We start from the raw sequence: 16,410 nt of genomic DNA, 5'->3' as shown, positions 1-16,410 counted from the left end.
GCACTGGTCGCGGGAATGCGGGGTCATAAAAGACGTGGCGAACGGACGTGACCGGCGCGAGCCGGTGTTCGATGCGCCCGCTGGGCAAGCGGGGGAGCTGGAATTTCGCCTCTCGCCCGAGGATCGGGCAGGGGGAACGATGGCGCGCAGGCGAGCTTCTCGGAACGACGACGACAGGCCGCGCCGCCCTTCGCGTCCGAAGAAAGCCAAGCGCCGCAGCGGACGCTCCTTCTTCAGCAAGCTGGTCTATGCCGGGCTCGTGCTGTGCCTGTGGGGTGTGATTGGCTTAGGGGGCGTCGTCGCCTATTATGCCTCGCAGCTGCCGCCCATCGACCAGCTGGCGGTGCCGAAAAGGCCGCCGAACATCGCCATCATGGCGAGCGACGGCTCGCTGCTCGCCAATCGCGGCGAGACCGGCGGACGCACCGTCACCCTGAAGGAGCTTCCGCCCTACCTGCCGAAGGCTTTCGTGGCCATCGAGGACCGGCGCTTCTACGACCATTTCGGCATCGATCCCGTTGGCATCGCCCGCGCGGTCTACCGTAACTTAAGCAACAGCGGCGGCCTGCAGGGCGGCTCGACCCTGACCCAGCAGCTCGCCAAGAACCTCTTCCTGACCCAGGAGCGCACCGCCTCGCGCAAGATCCAGGAGGCGATCCTGGCGCTCTGGCTCGAGCGCAACTATTCGAAGGACCAGCTCCTCGAGCTCTATCTCAACCGGGTCTATTTCGGCGCCGGCGCCTACGGGGTCGAGGCCGCCTCCCAGCGCTATTACGGCAAGTCGGCGCGCAACGTCTCCCTCTCGGAGGCCGCCGTGCTCGCGGGCCTCGTCCAGTCGCCGTCGCGTCTGGCTCCCAACCGCTACCCGGACCGCGCCCAGGCCCGCGCCGAGCTTGTGATCGCCGCCATGAACGAGCTCGGCTTCATCACGCCGGGCATGACCAAGACGGCACTGGGCGCTCCCGCCGAGCCCGTGCGCCCGGCCGGCGCCGGCTCCGCCAATTATGCCGCCGACTACGTGATGGACGTGCTCGACGATTTCGTCGGCACGGTCGAATCCGACATTGTGGTCTCGACCAGCATCGAGCCCTCGATGCAGACCGCAGCCGAGCGCGTGCTCGTGGACGAGCTGAACGCCAAGGGCGAGAAGTTCAACGTGAGCCAGGGCGCCCTCGTGGCCCTGCAGCCGGACGGCGCCGTCAAGGCGCTGGTGGGCGGCCGCAATTACGAGACGAGCCAGTTCAACCGGGCCATCGCCGCCCGCCGCCAGCCGGGCTCGTCCTTCAAGCCCTTCGTCTATCTCACCGCCATCGAGCGGGGCTATACGCCGGAGACGGTCGTGGATGACGCCCCCGTCAGCTACAAGGGCTGGGCTCCCAAGAACTACGACCGCAAGTACCGGGGCCCGATCGCCCTGCGCGATGCCCTCGCGCTCTCGCTCAACACCATCGCCGTGAAGCTCAACATGGAGGTCGGGCCGAAGGCCGTGGTGCAGACGGCGCAGCGGCTCGGCATCTCGTCGCCCCTGCAGGCCAACGGCTCGCTGGCGCTCGGCACCTCCGAGGTGACGCCGCTCGAGCTGGTGAGCGCCTATGCCGCCTTCGCCAATGGCGGCATCGGCGTCGTGCCTTACGTGATCACCCAGGTGAAGACCACGGACGGCAAGCTCGTCTACAAGCGCCCGAATTCGGGCGGTCTCGGCCGCGTCATCGACCCTGGCGTCGTGGCCCAGATGAACGACATGATGCACAACACCTTCGTCATCGGCACGGCCCAGAAGGCGCAAGTGCCCGGCTGGCCCATGGCCGGCAAGACCGGCACCACCGACGATTACAAGGATGCCTGGTTCGTGGGCTTCACCGGCAATCTCGTGGCAGGCGTCTGGCTCGGCAACGACGACGGCACGCTCACCAAGCGCGTCACCGGCGGCAACCTGCCGACGGAGGTCTGGCACAATTTCATGACGATCGCCCTCAAGGACCAGCAGCCCGTGGCGCTGCCCGGCAGCGAGCGCTTCCGCACCCCGTCCGACGTGCCCGTGGCCAATGCCGGGGGCGATCCGCGCTACGCCAATGCGGGCGACCGAAGCTGGGTCCCACCTGCGCCTCAGCGGCGCGCCAGCCGCGAGAAGAATTTCTTCGAGAAGCTGTTCGGACTTTAAGCCCCCGCTCGCCAATCTCTCATCTGTCATTCCGGGGCGGCCAAGGGCCGAGCCCGGAATCCATAGCCGCTAACAGCGCAGAAAAAGGCGCAACGCTGCTCGCCCTTGTTTGAGACGTCGTGTTTATGGATTTCCACGCTTTCAGCGCGGCCCTTCGGGTCGGGCTCTCGCTGACGCTCGCCCCGGAATGACAGCGGCGTGGTTCGCCAAAACCCGCAGAGCATTACCCCGCACGTAATCGCCAGCACTCTCTCGGCACGGCATGCTCCCCCATCGAATGAAGGAGCCTGCCATGTCCACCTATGCCATCGGTCAACTGCACGATGTGAATGTCGGCCCCGATATCGTCGAATATCTCGGGCGCATCGATGCAACCCTCGAGCCCTTCGGCGGCCGGTTCATCATCCACGGCGGGCCTGCGATGGTGATGGAAGGCTCGTGGTCGGGAGATCTGATCGTGATCGCGTTTCCGGACAAGGCAAGCGCCCGCGCCTGGTATGCCTCCCCGGCCTATCAGCGGATCCTGCCTCTGCGCATTGAAAACTCCCGCGGCGACGTCTTCTTCGTCGATGGAGTCTCCGCCGACCATAAGGCCACAGATGTTCTCACCGGCCATTAAGGTTCAGGCCTTGTGCTGATGCCCCCGCGCCCGTCCCGTCGCCAGGAAGAGGCCGAGCGCCAGCACGCCGGTCGTGGCGATGGTGGCGGGAAGCGGGATTGCGGACGCATCCAGATTGCGCCCGAGCAGAATGCCCACGATGGCGGCAAACGTCATCTGGCAGATGCCGAGCAGCGACGAGGCCGCGCCGGCCCGCTCCGGGAAGGGCATCAGCGCCGAGGCCATGGATTGCGGCATGGTGAGACCGACGCCGATTCCATAGACTGCCATCGGCGCGCTGATGCCGAACGAGGACGGCACCCCTGACATCACCAGGATCAGCATGGTGGCTCCGCCAAGCGCGAGGCACATCACGCCGAGCCGGATGGTGCCGTCGAGCCCGCGCCGGCCCACCAGATGCTGCGCAAGGTAGGTTCCGCTGATGAAGCCCACCACCACGAAGGTGAAGGAGAACGCGTAGGACAGCTCATCGAGGCCGTAGATCTTCTGCAGCACGAAGGACGAGCCGGAGATGAAGGCGAAGAGTCCGCCATAGGTGAGCATGGAGAGTCCCACATAGGTGCGGTAGCCCGCGTGGCCGAGCAGAACCTTGAAGCCGCGCAGGATCGACCCGAAGGAGATCGGCACCTCCGATTTCTTTCGGATGCTCTCAGGCATGCGAAAGCCAATGATGACCGCCATGGCGATGCCGAACAGGATCGTGATCCCGAAGGTCACGCGCCATCCGCTGAATCGCTCGATGACGCCGCCGAGGATGGGTGCAGCGGCCGGCACCACGCCCATGATCGTGCCCATGCGCGACAATTCCCGGCCGGCGCGCGGGCCCTCGTAGAAATCGCGCACGATGGCGCGCCCGAGCACGATGGGACCGGAGGCGCCCAGCGCCTGAAGAAAGCGCGCGCCGATCAGGGTCTCGATGTTGGGCGCAAGCGCGCAGATGAGGCTGGCCAACGTAAACAGCCCGAGCCCGAACAGCAGCACGGGTTTTCTCCCGATCCGGTCGGAGATCGGCCCGTAGAAGAACTGGCCGGCCGCAAAGCCGAGGAGGAAGGCGGACAGCGTGAGCTGCGTCTGGCCCGTGGTTGCCTTGAGGCCCGCCGCAATCGCCGGCAGCGAGGGCAGGTACATATCCGTCGAGAGCGGCCCCAGCGCGGTGAGCAGCGCCAGAACGACGGTGAGAGCCAGGGTATCGGGCTTGAGCATTTTACCGGGGACAGCAGCGATGACGGAAGGTTTCGACTAAGCCGAAACGCAACACCTGTCACTCACTAAGAGGCCCATCACGTCATCACCTGCCTCGCCCCTATACTCCGTCTCGTCTCTCTCCGACCTCATCCTGAGGAGGCGCGCCAGCGCCGTCTCGAAGGAGGATCCAGAGACCACTGAAGCCTCCTTCGAGACGCAGATTGCGTCTGCTCCTCAGGATGAGATTGGTGGTTCGAAAAGGGGATGATGTGGGATTTCACCCGATCCGGTGCAGGGCGCTGCCGTAGGTCTTGAGCCAGGCCTCCGCCTCGTCCGTGCGCGGGCAGAGCTGGTGCGTGAGCTTCCAGAAGCGGTGGGAATGGTTGAGCTCGCGCAGGTGCGCCACCTCGTGGGCGGCGAGGTAGTCGAGCACGAAGGGCGGGGCCATGATGAGGCGCCAGGAGAAGTTCAGGGCGCCGTTCGCCGAGCACGAGCCCCAGCGGCTCTTGGTGTCGCGCACGGTGATGCGCTTGGCCGACAGCCCAAGCTGGGCCGTATGCTTCTTCACGGCCGCCGCAAAGTCCTTCTTGGCCTCCGCCTCGAGGAAATCGCGCACGCGACGGGCCACATGGCCCGTTTCCCCCGCGACCGCGATGATCGGCTCGCCCGCGCTGCCGCGGGCCGCCTGGGTCACACCGCGAATCGAGGACCAGTGGACGATCCGGTGAGGAACGCCGCGAAAGGGCACGAGGGCGCCGGGCTCGAAGAGCACCTGCTCCGGCACCTTGGCGAGGCGGGTGGCGATCCACTGGCTGTGGCTGTCGGCGAATTTCTGGGCCAAGCCCACATCGGTGCGCTCGGGGATGCTGAGCACGACCTCGCCGGTCGCGTTGGAGACGCGCAGCGTGATCCGCTTGGCGGTCGGACGGCGTTTGAGGGCCACCTTGAAGGATTGGCCCTCGTGGAAAACCTTGAGGTGTGGCGGGTCCGCAGGAACGCGGCGGAACAGGGCGGATTTCATGCCCGCAATCTGCCCTGTCACGCTGATTCTGTCAGCGCAGCCGTTTGCCGCTCCTAGGAACGTATCAAGAACGGGATTAGGCTCTTGACGCCTTCTTCCGGACTGGTTCTCGATCGTGCTTCTCAATGAATTCAACGATTCGAGGAGCGATCTGAGACCTGAACCGAGAACCGTTGAAGACGCCATAGTGACCGACCCCGGCCTGCAGGTGATAGAGCTTCTTGTCGGAGGACAGGTTGGGGGTCAAGTCGAGGGCGGCCAGGGTCTGGCCCACGCCCGAAATGTCGTCCCGCTCGCCTTCGACCGCCATGATGGCGCAACGCCGGATCGACATCAGGTCCACCGGCTGGTCGCGGTGCATCATCTCGCCCTTGGGCAGCTCGTGGTTCACGAAGACCTTCTCGACCGTCTGGAGGTAGAACTCGGCGGTCAGGTCCATGACGGCAAGGTATTCGTCGTAGAAATCCCGGTGCTTCTCGGCCGAATCACCGTCGCCTTCCACGAGATGGTTGAACATCTCCCAATGGGCGCTTAGGTGCCGGTCGATGTTCATGGCCATGAAGCCGGAAAGCTGCTGGAAGCCCGGATAGACGTCGCGCCAGAAACCGGGATGGGACGGCGGCACCTTGGTAATGCAGTGCTGCCGGAACCACTCGATGCCGCGCTCCTCCGCCAGCCGGTTGACGGAGGTGGGCGAGCGGCGGGTGTCGATGGGACCGCCCATGAGGGTCATGGAGCGCGGGATGGAGGGATCGTTCTCGGCTTCCAGGCGGGCGACCGCCGCGATCACCGGCACCGCCGGCTGGCAGACGGCCATCAGGTGCAGATCCGGCCCGAACTCCCGGCACATGGCCTTGAGATAGTCGATGTAGTCGTCGAGGTCGAAGCGCCCCTCGCCTAAGGGGACCATGCGGGCATCGGTCCAGTCGGTGATCATGACCTGGTGGGTCGGCAGGAAGGTCTCGACCGTGCCGCGCAGAAGCGTGGCGTAATGACCGGACATGGGCGCCACGATGAGGAGCTTGGGCTGATCCTTGGCGCTGCGGTGATCCCGCTCGAAGGAGATCACCCGGCAGAAGGGGCGCTCCCAGACGATCCGCTCGGTGACCGCCACCTCCTCGTTGCCGATCACGGTGGTGGGCAGGTCGAAGGCAGGCTTGCCGTAGCGGCGGGTGGTGCGCTCGAACAATTCGCAGGCGGCGGACACGGTCCGGCCATAGGGGGTGTGGGTGAGCGGATTACCGGGATTGTCGAAGAAATGCTTAGTCAAATCGGAGGCCGCGCGGGCCGGGCTCAAAAGCCAATGTGCGGTATCATACCAAACATAAGAAAAGTTCATCTGTATCCCCAAAGGCCGGGTGCCTGGTTCTCGCACAATGCGGTAGGCTTTATCCTCAACCGTAATTTTAAGATTAAAGTTCCTTGAGCCTATTGCAACAAACTTGTCCATCCACCGCAAAAACGGGAATCATACTTTGGTTTTGGAGCATTGCCCGAAGGTTGCGCGGTACTTCCGAAGTCGACGGTAGGAAAATAGGCTGAAGCCTGCCGCTTGGCGAACAGGGGGGCAGCCCTATTCTGTTCGGGGATGTCCGTCACCGATTCCAAGAACCTGACGCACCACGCCCGGCACCTGCGGCTCGACACCCTTGTCCGCCTGCGCTGGCTGGCGATCGCAGGCCAGGCTGCGGCCGTCATCGGGGTCCGGTTCGGCCTCGGCTTTCCCCTGCCCTTCGCCTTATGCCTTCTGGTGATCGTCGCCTCGGTCTGGGTCAACCTGCTGCTGCGCATCCAATACCCGGCAAGCCACCGCCTCAGCGACGCCATCGCCACGGCCCTGCTCGCCTTCGACATCCTGCAGCTGGCGGGGCTTCTCTATCTGACCGGCGGCCTCGAAAACCCCTTCTCCATGCTGTTCCTGGCCCCCGTGCTGATCTCGGCCACGGCCCTGACGCCGGAGCGGACCCTGGGGCTCGGGCTTCTCGCCGTGGGCTGCGCCACCTTCCTCGTGCTCGCCCATAGGCCCCTGCCCTGGTTCCCGGGGCAGGCCTTTTCCCTGCCCTTCCTTTATGTGACCGGGATCTGGACGGCGATCCTGCTCGGCACGGCGTTTACCGGCATCTATGCCTGGCGCGTGGCGGAGGAGGCCCGGCAGCTCGCCCAGGCGCTTGCCGCCACGGAGCTGGTGCTCGCCCGCGAACAACACTTGTCCCAGCTCGACGGCTTGGCGGCCGCCGCCGCCCACGAGCTGGGAACGCCGCTTGCCACCATTGCCCTGGTCACCAAGGAACTCAGCCATTCCATGCCCAAGGACGGCCCCGTGGGCGAGGACCTGAGGCTTCTGCAGGACCAAGTGGAGCGCTGCCGCACGATCCTGACGAAGCTCACCTCCATGGGCGAGGAGGACGAGGCGGAGTTCCTGGAGACCGTCTCCTTGAGCCATCTCGTGCAGGATATCGTCGAGCCGCAGCGGGCGGTCGGCTACGACGTCAAGGTGATGGCGAGAGGCGACGGTCCCGAGCCCCTGTGCCGCCGCAATCCGGGCGTGGTCTACGGCCTGTCCAACATCCTCGACAACGCCACGGACTTTGCCGAGAGCAAGGTGACCGTCGAAGCGTGCTGGTCGCCTCACGAGGTTTTCATCGAGATCCGGGATGACGGCCCCGGTTACGCGCCCGATATCCTGCTCAGGGTCGGCGAACCCTACGTGACCACACGCAGTGCCGCCGAGCGGACGGAAGACAGCGAGGAAGGCGGTGGATTGGGTCTGGGCCTCTTCATCGCCAAGACCCTGATCGAGCGTTCGGGGGCCGAGCTGACCCTGACGAACGCCGCTCCGCCGGCCTCCGGTGCCATTGCGCGGATCGTTTGGTCGCGTCATGCGTTTGAACGAGGTGCGGCAATTTCGCCGCAGGGAGGTTCGCTCGAAGCTCTCAAAGAATAGGGGAACAATTCCCATATGAGGAAGGAGCCTGACGGGCTCGCCTCAATTAGGAAATGTCCTGAAGATGCAAGGAGATATTCTGATGGCCGATGCGCCTGCCGCATTCGAGGATCGCGCCGACAAGAGTCTCTTGATCGTCGACGACGATCGGCCGTTCTCGACCCGCCTCGCCCGCGCCATGGAAGGCCGCGGCTACCTGGTTCGCGTGGCTGAGAGCGTGGCGGACGGCATTGCGGCCATCGAAAGCGAACCGCCCGCCTTTGCCGTGATCGACATGCGGCTCGGCGACGGCAATGGGCTCGACGTGATCGAGCGCCTGAAGAACCGCCGCCCCGACGCCCGCGGCGTCATCCTCACCGGTTATGGCAACATCGCCACCGCCGTGACGGCGGTGAAGATGGGCGCCTTCGATTATCTCGCCAAGCCCGCCGATGCGGACGAGATCCACGCCGCCCTCATGGCCCAGCCCGGCGAACGGGCGCTGCCGCCGGAAAACCCCATGTCGGCGGATCGGGTGCGCTGGGAGCACATCCAGCGGGTCTACGAGCTGTGCGGCCGCAACGTCTCGGAAACGGCGCGGCGCCTCAACATGCACCGCAGGACCCTGCAGCGCATCCTCGCCAAGCGCGCGCCGCGCTGAACGCTCCTATAGCCGTCCGTCCGCGATCCTGTCGGGATCGGCGAGCGCATGCAGCAGGGATGCGGCCGCGTGCGCAAAGCGCAGGGTCACGGCCTTGCGGCGCGCCCCCGCCAGCGGATGATGGGCCGCCTCGCGCAGGACCGCCGCGCCGAAGCTGTCGGCGATGATCAGGCCGCGATCCCCGGGCAGGATGTCGAAGGGCACCGTCTCCGGCACCGCGAAGTAGAACCGGTCGCAGAAATCCTCGTAATCGGGCCATTTCCGGTCGGCCCGGAAATCGGCCACGCTCGACTTGATCTCGATGATGGTGAGCGCGCCGTCGGGCGCGAGCGCGATGAGGTCGGCGCGCCGGCCGTTGGCGAGGGTGAATTCCGGCAGGGTGACGTGGCCGAGCTGCGAGAACAGGCGGCGGACGCCACGCTGAACGCCGGCCGCCACAGGCGACTGGCGCCCATCGACGGGCAGGATGATGGGACGGGAGAAGGTGGCAGGCGAATCGGACATGGTGGCTAGCCTACGCACCGGCAATCTGCCTGCAACGGCTGCGTTGTCGCGTTTCTAAAGCATCGGACCCAAAAGTGGATTTGCACTTTTGGGATCCATCCGATGCTTCCTCTTTGGAAGAGAGCATCGCTGAGGCGGAAAACCGGATCCACTTTTCCGCATGATGCTCTAGCGAAAGCGGCCCCACAGCACGGAGGCCAGCGGCATGACGTGATTGCGCCGGAGCGCGATGATCAGAACGCCGCACAGCGCAAGGCCCGTTCCAAGCGCCATCCGCCCATCGAACTCGTCGCCCGTCACGAGGATGCCCAGCGCCACCGTGAACAGCGGATTCATGATGGTCAGGGGCGCGATCAGGTTGGCGGGGTATTTCCCGATCAGGCCATAATAGATCGTGTGAGCGAGCAGCGACACGACCAGGGCGGAAAACAGCAGGGCCGCCACGAATCCCCAGCCGGCCTCCATCGCCCTGTCCACCTGACCGGTTTCGAGACTTGTCGTCAGGAGGATCATGGGCGCCACCGACGCGAGGCCGATCCAGGCCTGGAACTGCAGCGGCTTCACGCCCTTGGCCTGCTTCATCAGCACGGCGGCGAGGGATCCGACGGCGGCGGATGCCAGGATCAGGACGAGCCCGCCCGAGAGCGGAAACCCGGCGCTGGGATCCCACATCACGAGCATGCCGCCGACGAAGGTCAGCGCGATGCCCAAGCCCCGCCGCCAGTAGATGCGCTCGCCCAGCATGGCGACGGACAGGAGCGTCGTGATCGGCAGCCCGAGCTGGCTCACGACCGCGGCACTGGAGGGGCTGGCCGTCCTGATGCCGAGAAAGAATAGGGCGAAGCCGCCGCCACCCATCAGGAACCCGACCAGAAGGATGCGCCATCGCGGTCGCGGCGCGGGCAGGAGCCAGGGAACGGCCAGCAGGGCGACGATGCCGAAGCGCACGGCGGCATAGAAGAGCGGCGGGATCTCCATGCCCGACACGACGATCTTGCTGACGATGGTGTGCGCCGCCCACAGGAAGCAGACGAGAACCATCAGGAAGAGATCGCGCAGAGCCATGGTGCTGGATAGCGTGGGTTCGGGGGCAATTCAAATGCCCGCAGCGTAGGGCTGGCATGCTTGTCCCGACATGGACAATGCCTGCGCTGCTTCGGGCGTCAGGCCCGGAGAGAGGTTCCGCCGTCGTCGATCGTGAGCAGCGCATCGATCGTGCACACGACGCCTTCCGGTGCGAAATCGATCCTCGCCTCGCCGCTGAAACGGCCTTGCGCGAGACTGCGCTCGACGAGCCGCGTCCCGAATCCCCGGCGCGTGGGCGGTGTGACGGCAGGCCCGCCTTTTTCCTCCCAGCGCACGGAGAGATGAGGAGCCTCCCGTGTCCGATCCACCTGCCAGGAGATTCCGACTTCGCCCGTCTCGTTCGACAGGGCTCCGTATTTGACCGCATTGGTCGCCAGTTCCTGAAGCGCCATGGCAAGGGCGAGCGCCACGCTGGGCGGCAGCCTGACCTCGGCGCCGCGACAATGGATGCGGCTTGCGCCATTCGTCTGGAAGGGCGAGATCGCCTGCGTGACGACCTCTTCGATCCAGGCTCCTTCCCAGTTCTCCCGCGTCAGCACGTCATGGGCCCGCGAAAGCGCGAACAGACGGGACTCGATCGCCTCCCGCGCCGCCGCCGTCGAGCCTGCCGCCCGCAGGGTCTGGGATGCGATGGACTGGACCGTCGCCAGGGTATTCTTCACCCGATGGTTCAGCTCGTTGAGCAGCAGCCGCTGATGCTCTTCCGAGCGGACGCGCTCGGTCACGTCGCTGCCCTCGGCGAATATGCCTGTGACCTGCCCGTCCGCATCCCGGATCGGCTGGTAGACGAAGTCGACGAAACGCTGCTCCGGCTCCTTGGACGGATCGCGCCGCAGGTAGACGGACAGGCCGCGGCCAACGAAGGGCTCCCGCGTCTCGTAGACCTTGTCGAGCAGCCGGTCGAAGCCCTGGCCCGCGACCTCCGGCAGCGCCTTCAGCAGCGGCCTGCCGATGACCTCGCGCCGGCCGACCAGCTGGTAATAGGCCTCGTTCACGAGCTCGAACACATGGTCGGGCCCGCTGTAGATCACCATGAATCCGGGCGCCTGATGGAAGAGCTCGCGCAGGCGGTCCTTCTCGGCAACGACCCTGCGCTCCGCCTGAACACGCTCGGTTGTCTCCACCACGATCGCCAGGACGCCGCCCGGCCTGCCTGTCTCGTCGATGACGGGGCTGTAATCGAGGTTCATCCAGACCTGTTCGGGGCCTCCGTTGCGGTGGAGCGTAAGCTCCTGATCGCGGTAGGAGAGCGTGCCGCCCGCCATTCCGACCCGCATCACGTTGGCGTTGAAGTCGGCCACTTCCGCCCAGCCTTCCAGGACCTTGGAGCCGAGCAGGCGCGGATGCCGCCCGCCGGCGAAGACGGTGTAGGCATCGTTGTAGATCATGATCCCGTCCGGCCCCCAGAGGAGGACCATCGGGATCGGGGAACGGAGCATGATGCTGATGGTGGTCCGCAGGCTCTGGGGCCACCTTTCCATCGGACCGATGGAGGTGGAGCCCCAGTCGAAGGCTTCCATCAGGGCCGACATCTCCCCGCCGCCGGCGAGGAAGTCGGCAGGTGCCGTTCTCAAGTTACCGTGCATCGACGCTTATCCGGAAGGGCGGGGAGCAGCCTTGCCGGTGCACGGCAAGACGTGGCAGGCGGATATAGTAGCAGAGCCGGCCGCGAAACCTAGCGCGTCATGCGGATCCCAAAAGTGCAAATTTACTTTTGGGTCCGATGCGCTAGTGCAGCATCAGGTGATGCGGCGACAGGTTCTCCAGCATGTCCCGAAGGTCCTCCATATGCGGATTGACGACAAGCGCGATCTGGAAGGCGGCGCGGGCCTCGTTCAGGTGGCCGTGGCGCAGGCAGATGTTGCCGAAACCGGCGATGGCGCCGAAATGGCGCGGTTCGAGGCGCAGGGTCTGCGCGATGTCGAGGAGGCTGTCGGCATCGCGCTTCTCGATGGAGGCGAGCATCGCCCGCTTGTTCCAGGCTTCCGGCCAGTCCGGGTGCTGGGCGACCAGATGGTCGAGCAGCGGTCTGGCCTTCTTGAGCGAGCCCGAGCCCAGGGCCTCCACGGCCGCCGCCATGGTCTCCTCGGCGATCCGGTCCTCATGCGAACTCCAGAGTGCCCAGATCTGATCCTCGATCTCCTCCACCGACCGGGGCGGCTCGTCCATGGCGAGTTCCTGGAAGAGGTCGGTCAGGCGGCGCGGCAGGTCCGGGCCCGGCGAACGGGCCGGAAGCTCGAGAACGAGTTGGAACACCGGGTCGATCGGCAGAGGGGACGTCATGGGCGGGCTCACCGATCCTCCGTGGCAGGCAAACAAGGGATGGGACATAGCGTTGAAGCGCGGCATGGCGAGAGGGCAAATGAGCCTCGGCCCCATCGGGCCGTCGGATTGCCGTCCTGTGCTGGAACGCACTTTTTCGCCATTAACCGGATCTTCTTCGTCGAAAAATGCTCCGGGCTCCGCTAACGTGACGGAAATTGAATGATCGTTGGAGCTGTCCTTGGGAGCCGTCATCGAGCGCGACCCGCTTCGCTTGGCCTGGAAAACGTCGCCTGCCCGCCATCTTGTCGGCTTTGGCCTTCTGGCGCTGGCAGGCTTTCTCATCCTGGCAGGCCTCGACCTTGTCCGCGTGATCGTCGACCGGGCGACCGGCGGCGCCGACGCCTGGAATGCGCCGGCTTCCTTCCTGAGGATCGCCCTCAGCCCGCCGGCCGACCTGTGGCCGGATTCCCTGGTTCTGTTCCCCGGCTTCGCCTTGAGCCCCGAGGCCTTCGCGCTCGCCGCCATCGCCGGCGTGCTGCTCATTCCCGTTCTCATCGGCCTGATCCTGGTCGCGTTCGAATGGATGGCCATCGGCATCGGTCTCAGGATGCTGGCGCGGACCCAGTCGGCGGCCCTCGACGTCATCCTGAAACTGCCTTCCGCCTCTCATGACGAGATCGCCATGGTCACGGCGCTCGCCGCCCGGGGGCTGGCCCGCGAGAACGGCGTGCTGGGATCGAGCCTCCTGATCCCGGTGAAGCTCGGTGGGATGATCGGGCTCGCCTGCGCCTATACGTTCGTCATGGACTGGCATCTGGGCGCCGTCCTGGCCGTGGTGCTCGCCCTGGGGATCGTCGTCAGCGCAAGGCGGTCGCTTCTGCGCTTCGACGCTGCGGCTGCCCGTCACCGGGAAGGCGACGAGGCCGAGGGAGTCTTCTCAGCTCTGGAGCACCGTCTCCCCGCCCTGCGCGCCCATGGCACCGCCCCCTACGAGCGGGACCGAGTGCGCCAGGCCCTCATCGGCGGCCACCGACCGGTGATGCGGGAGGAGTACCGTCTGGCCTTCACCGAGGCGGCCGCCGCCGCCGTGCTCATGCTCGCCCCCCTGGCGGTCCTCGCCCTGGGAGCCTGGTTCTCCCAGACGCGCCCCCTGACGCCTGGGACGGTTGCGTCCTGCGTGCTCGCCGCGGCGCTGGCCGCCTACGGCACCCGCGAGGTGGTGCAGTGGCACCGGCTGATCATGCGGGCGCGGGCGCTGCTCATCGACCTCGGCCGGAGCCTGGCGCCGCTGAAGCTGCGCGCGGCTCTCAAAGGAAAGGTCAGCCTGCCCGAGAACGGCGCCCTCGTGGCCCAGGGGGTCTCGGCCTACGATCCGGCCAGCGGCGCCCGCATCGCCTCGGTCAATCTCACCCTCGCCTTCCCGTCGCATGTGGCCCTGGTGGGTGACGGCGATGCGGGCCCGCGGCTCCTGGCAGCCCTCATGAGCGGTCAGCTGCCACCCTCGGTGGGACGCCTGACCTATGGCGGCGTGGATCTTGCCGCCGCCGATCCGGTGGAGCGCAGCCAGCGCATCGCCTTCACGGGATCGGCCGTGCTGATCGAAGGCAGCCTCAAGGACAACCTGCTCTACGGCTGCTCGGCGCCTGCGGGCGAACTCGGCCACCGCCTCTCGGAAGCGATCGCCATCGCCGGGCTCGACCGCCTGACCCATGCGCGCGGCCTGTCCGGCATCATCGATCCGGGGCGGGAGCCGAAATTCGCCGCCGCCATCGTGGAGGCGCGCCGGGCCACCCAGGCGGCGCTTGCCGCCGAGAAGCTCGACCGCTTCGTCGATCCCTTCAGTGCCACCCGCTACAACCGCTACGCCACCCTCGGCGAGAACCTGCTCTTCGGAAAGCCGATCGGCGATTCCTTCCAGGAGGATCGCCTGGCGAACCATCCCTTCGTGCGGGCGATCCTGGAGGCCAACGAGCTCACCAAGCCGCTGGCCCGCATGGGACTGTCGATCGCAACGAGCATGATCGAGATCTTTTCGGAGATCCCGGACGGGTCCCCGCTCTTCGATCGCTTCTCTTTCTTCTCCGCGGCGGACCGGCCGTATTTCCAGGATCTCGTGGACCGGCGCAACGAGCAGCGGCGCAGCGACCAGACCGCCCGCGACCAGGAGCGCCTGATCGGCCTGGCCCTGCGCTACAACGAGAGCCGGCACCGCCTGGGGCTGCTCGAACCCGGCCTGGAGGAGCGCATCCTGGTGGCCCGCGCCGACTTCGCCCGCATGCTGCCGGTGAGCCTGAAATCGGCCATCGAGTTCTACGACGAGGCCCGGTTCTGCGCGGCGGCGAGCATCCAGGACAATCTGCTCTTCGGCCGTATCGCCGCCGATCAGGCGGGAGCCCTCGAGGCGGTGCAGGAGGTGACCCGCCGCGTGCTGACCCAGCGCGGCCTCGACGGCGAGGTGTCCCGCATCGGGCTCGACACGCCCGTCGACCCGCAGGGGGACGACCTCACCCTGACCGAGGCGGCCGCCATCGATCTCGTGCGCGGCCTCGTGCGCCGGCCGAGCATCCTGGTGGTTCAGCGGGCGCTCGACGGTCTGCCGGAGGCGGCCGCCAACAAGCTGGTGACGAACCTGCGACGCGCCCTCGTGGGCCGCGGCCTGATCCTCGTGACGCCTGCGATCACACCGACCATGGATCAACCGCCCTTCGACGCTGTTATCCATTTCGAGCGGGGCGAGCCGGTGATGGACCGCCGCTCCAGGCGCCTGGAGGCCCTGAGTGCGTGACATCATTCACCCGGCGCATTGTGCGGAAAGGCGATCCGCCTTTCCGCACAATGCGCCGGTTCGGCCCGGGAGCATCGGATTGATCCCAAAAGTGGTTTCCACTTTTAGGTCCGATGCTCTTGACCCGCCAGCCTTCCCGGGAGCAGCTTATTGATGTGCGCTGGCGCACATGAGCGGGGTTTTCGATCAATCATGATCCTGACATGATAAGGCGTGTTGCATCCTCTGAGGCGTTGCAGGTCCGGTTTTGGGGCATACGGGGCTCGACCTGCGCATCCGGTCCTCAGTTCGTCGAATTCGGATCGCACACGCCCTGCGTCGAGGTGCGATGCGGCGAGCGTCTCTTCATCCTCGATGCGGGAACCGGCCTCTCCGCCTTAGGGATGGAACTCGGGCAGGATGCCCCCGAAAAGATCGATATCCTCCTCAGCCACCTCCACCTCGACCACATCAGCGGTCTTCCCTTCTTCAAGCCGGCCCTGCTCGCCAAGGAGCGTGTGATCCGCACCTATTGCGGCCATCTGGACGGCGAGAGCGCCATGGAGCCCTTGGGCCGCCTTTTCGCACCACCACTGTTTCCGGTCCGCCTCGGCCAGCTTCCGGCCCGTTTCGAGTATCACGGCTTCAGGGCGGGCGAGCCGATCACGTTCGACGACGGGACACGGATCGAGACCCATCTCCTGAACCATCCGGGTGGCGCCACCGGGTTTCGCCTGAGCCACCGGGGCCGCAGCATCTGCTACATCAGCGACGTGGAGCACAGCGATCCCTGGCCCGATCCGGGCCTTGCCGCCTTCGTCCGCAACGCGGATCTCATGATCTTCGACGGCATGTTCTCGGATGCCGAATACTCGTATTGCCGCGGCTGGGGCCATTCCACCTGGCAGAAGGGCGTGGAGCTCTCGAAGGCCGCCGGCGTGAAGGCGCTGGCGATCTTCCACCTCTATCCCGGTCACGACGACGCTTTCCTGAAGAAGGCCGAGGCCGAAATGCAGGCGGTGATGCCCACTGCCTTCATGGCCCGCGAACGCCAGTTCATCGCCTTCGAGCCCGCCGACGATGAGATGGTTGCGGATCGGCCAGAGACCGCTAAGGTGCCCGCCGTCTAACCGAGCGCCGTTTCATGTCGTCTCCCATTCTCGTCACCGGTGCCGCCGGGTTCATCGGCTTTCACGTGGTGCAGAGGCTCCTGGCCGACGG

Annotated in this window: 13 protein-coding genes; 6 read left to right on the top strand and 7 right to left on the bottom strand. The window is 66.1% G+C overall.

The window, feature by feature from the left end; translation table 11 throughout:
* Window positions 1–34 precede the first annotated feature (34 nt).
* On the top strand, window positions 35–2,161 hold the full coding sequence (locus ILT44_RS23170) for a transglycosylase domain-containing protein (protein WP_204241975.1): 2,127 nt from the start codon (window positions 35–37) through the stop codon (window positions 2,159–2,161).
* A gap of 292 nt (window positions 2,162–2,453) precedes the next feature.
* A complete protein-coding gene (locus ILT44_RS23165) occupies window positions 2,454–2,780 on the top strand; it encodes a DUF1330 domain-containing protein (protein ID WP_204241974.1) in 327 nt (108 codons plus the stop codon).
* 3 nt (window positions 2,781–2,783) lie between these two features.
* On the opposite strand, the gene ILT44_RS23160 is transcribed toward ILT44_RS23165, so the two are convergent.
* The 3 genes from ILT44_RS23160 to ILT44_RS23150 all read right to left on the bottom strand — a co-directional run bounded on the left by ILT44_RS23160 (window position 2,784) and on the right by ILT44_RS23150 (window position 6,325).
* Complete coding sequence (locus ILT44_RS23160) at window positions 2,784–3,983, bottom strand: multidrug effflux MFS transporter (RefSeq protein ID WP_204241973.1); 1,200 nt, start codon at window positions 3,981–3,983, stop codon at window positions 2,784–2,786.
* A 259-nt stretch (window positions 3,984–4,242) separates the two neighbouring features.
* Window positions 4,243–4,986 (bottom strand): M48 family metallopeptidase, encoded by a 744-nt coding sequence (locus ILT44_RS23155; RefSeq protein ID WP_204241972.1) that lies wholly within the window; start codon window positions 4,984–4,986, stop codon window positions 4,243–4,245.
* Window positions 4,987–5,062: 76 nt separating this feature from the next.
* Window positions 5,063–6,325: a polyhydroxyalkanoate depolymerase gene (locus ILT44_RS23150; protein ID WP_204241971.1), complete on the bottom strand. Its 1,263-nt coding sequence runs from the start codon at window positions 6,323–6,325 to the stop codon at window positions 5,063–5,065.
* 249 nt (window positions 6,326–6,574) lie between these two features.
* Here ILT44_RS23150 and ILT44_RS23145 point away from each other — a divergent pair, with 249 nt between their 5' ends.
* On the top strand, window positions 6,575–7,930 hold the full coding sequence (locus tag ILT44_RS23145; RefSeq protein ID WP_204241970.1) for an ActS/PrrB/RegB family redox-sensitive histidine kinase: 1,356 nt from the start codon (window positions 6,575–6,577) through the stop codon (window positions 7,928–7,930).
* A gap of 82 nt (window positions 7,931–8,012) precedes the next feature.
* Complete coding sequence (locus ILT44_RS23140) at window positions 8,013–8,570, top strand: ActR/PrrA/RegA family redox response regulator transcription factor (protein ID WP_204241969.1); 558 nt, start codon at window positions 8,013–8,015, stop codon at window positions 8,568–8,570.
* 6 nt (window positions 8,571–8,576) lie between these two features.
* On the opposite strand, the gene ILT44_RS23135 is transcribed toward ILT44_RS23140, so the two are convergent.
* The 4 genes from ILT44_RS23135 to ILT44_RS23120 form a co-directional block, all read right to left on the bottom strand.
* A complete protein-coding gene (locus ILT44_RS23135) occupies window positions 8,577–9,074 on the bottom strand; it encodes an MmcB family DNA repair protein (RefSeq protein WP_204241968.1) in 498 nt (165 codons plus the stop codon).
* A gap of 168 nt (window positions 9,075–9,242) precedes the next feature.
* Entirely contained in the window at window positions 9,243–10,139 is an 897-nt protein-coding gene (locus ILT44_RS23130; RefSeq protein ID WP_204241967.1) for a DMT family transporter, read from the bottom strand.
* A gap of 98 nt (window positions 10,140–10,237) precedes the next feature.
* Window positions 10,238–11,746, bottom strand: a complete 1,509-nt coding sequence (locus ILT44_RS23125; protein ID WP_204241966.1) for a sensor histidine kinase — start codon at window positions 11,744–11,746, stop codon at window positions 10,238–10,240.
* A 142-nt stretch (window positions 11,747–11,888) separates the two neighbouring features.
* Entirely contained in the window at window positions 11,889–12,443 is a 555-nt protein-coding gene (locus ILT44_RS23120) for a hypothetical protein (RefSeq protein ID WP_204241965.1), read from the bottom strand.
* 220 nt (window positions 12,444–12,663) lie between these two features.
* Here ILT44_RS23120 and ILT44_RS23115 point away from each other — a divergent pair, with 220 nt between their 5' ends.
* Together ILT44_RS23115 and ILT44_RS23110 are read left to right on the top strand one after the other, a co-directional pair.
* A complete protein-coding gene (locus ILT44_RS23115) occupies window positions 12,664–15,210 on the top strand; it encodes an ABC transporter ATP-binding protein/permease (protein ID WP_204241964.1) in 2,547 nt (848 codons plus the stop codon).
* A gap of 203 nt (window positions 15,211–15,413) precedes the next feature.
* The gene (locus ILT44_RS23110; protein WP_204241963.1) at window positions 15,414–16,319 is read left to right on the top strand and encodes an MBL fold metallo-hydrolase; all 906 of its coding nucleotides are present in this window, start codon (window positions 15,414–15,416) and stop codon (window positions 16,317–16,319) included.
* Window positions 16,320–16,410: the final 91 nt, after the last annotated feature.

The sequence above is a fragment of the Microvirga arvi genome (genome assembly GCF_016892765.1).
Classification (GTDB): domain Bacteria; phylum Pseudomonadota; class Alphaproteobacteria; order Rhizobiales; family Beijerinckiaceae; genus Microvirga; species Microvirga arvi.
This window is presented reverse-complemented; position numbering and strand designations above follow the sequence as displayed.

Bases quoted from the DNA above. Each gene is read 5' to 3' on its own strand.
- ILT44_RS23155 (WP_204241972.1), bottom strand. From the start codon at position 4,986: ATGAAATCCGCCCTGTTCCGCCGCGTTCCTGCGGACCCGCCACACCTC.
- ILT44_RS23110 (WP_204241963.1), top strand. From the start codon at position 15,414: ATGATAAGGCGTGTTGCATCCTCTGAGGCGTTGCAGGTCCGGTTTTGG.
- ILT44_RS23135 (WP_204241968.1), bottom strand. From the start codon at position 9,074: ATGTCCGATTCGCCTGCCACCTTCTCCCGTCCCATCATCCTGCCCGTC.
- ILT44_RS23160 (WP_204241973.1), bottom strand. From the start codon at position 3,983: ATGCTCAAGCCCGATACCCTGGCTCTCACCGTCGTTCTGGCGCTGCTC.
- ILT44_RS23120 (WP_204241965.1), bottom strand. From the start codon at position 12,443: ATGACGTCCCCTCTGCCGATCGACCCGGTGTTCCAACTCGTTCTCGAG.
- ILT44_RS23125 (WP_204241966.1), bottom strand. From the start codon at position 11,746: ATGCACGGTAACTTGAGAACGGCACCTGCCGACTTCCTCGCCGGCGGC.
- ILT44_RS23150 (WP_204241971.1), bottom strand. From the start codon at position 6,325: ATGAACTTTTCTTATGTTTGGTATGATACCGCACATTGGCTTTTGAGC.
- ILT44_RS23140 (WP_204241969.1), top strand. From the start codon at position 8,013: ATGGCCGATGCGCCTGCCGCATTCGAGGATCGCGCCGACAAGAGTCTC.
- ILT44_RS23130 (WP_204241967.1), bottom strand. From the start codon at position 10,139: ATGGCTCTGCGCGATCTCTTCCTGATGGTTCTCGTCTGCTTCCTGTGG.
- ILT44_RS23145 (WP_204241970.1), top strand. From the start codon at position 6,575: ATGTCCGTCACCGATTCCAAGAACCTGACGCACCACGCCCGGCACCTG.
- ILT44_RS23165 (WP_204241974.1), top strand. From the start codon at position 2,454: ATGTCCACCTATGCCATCGGTCAACTGCACGATGTGAATGTCGGCCCC.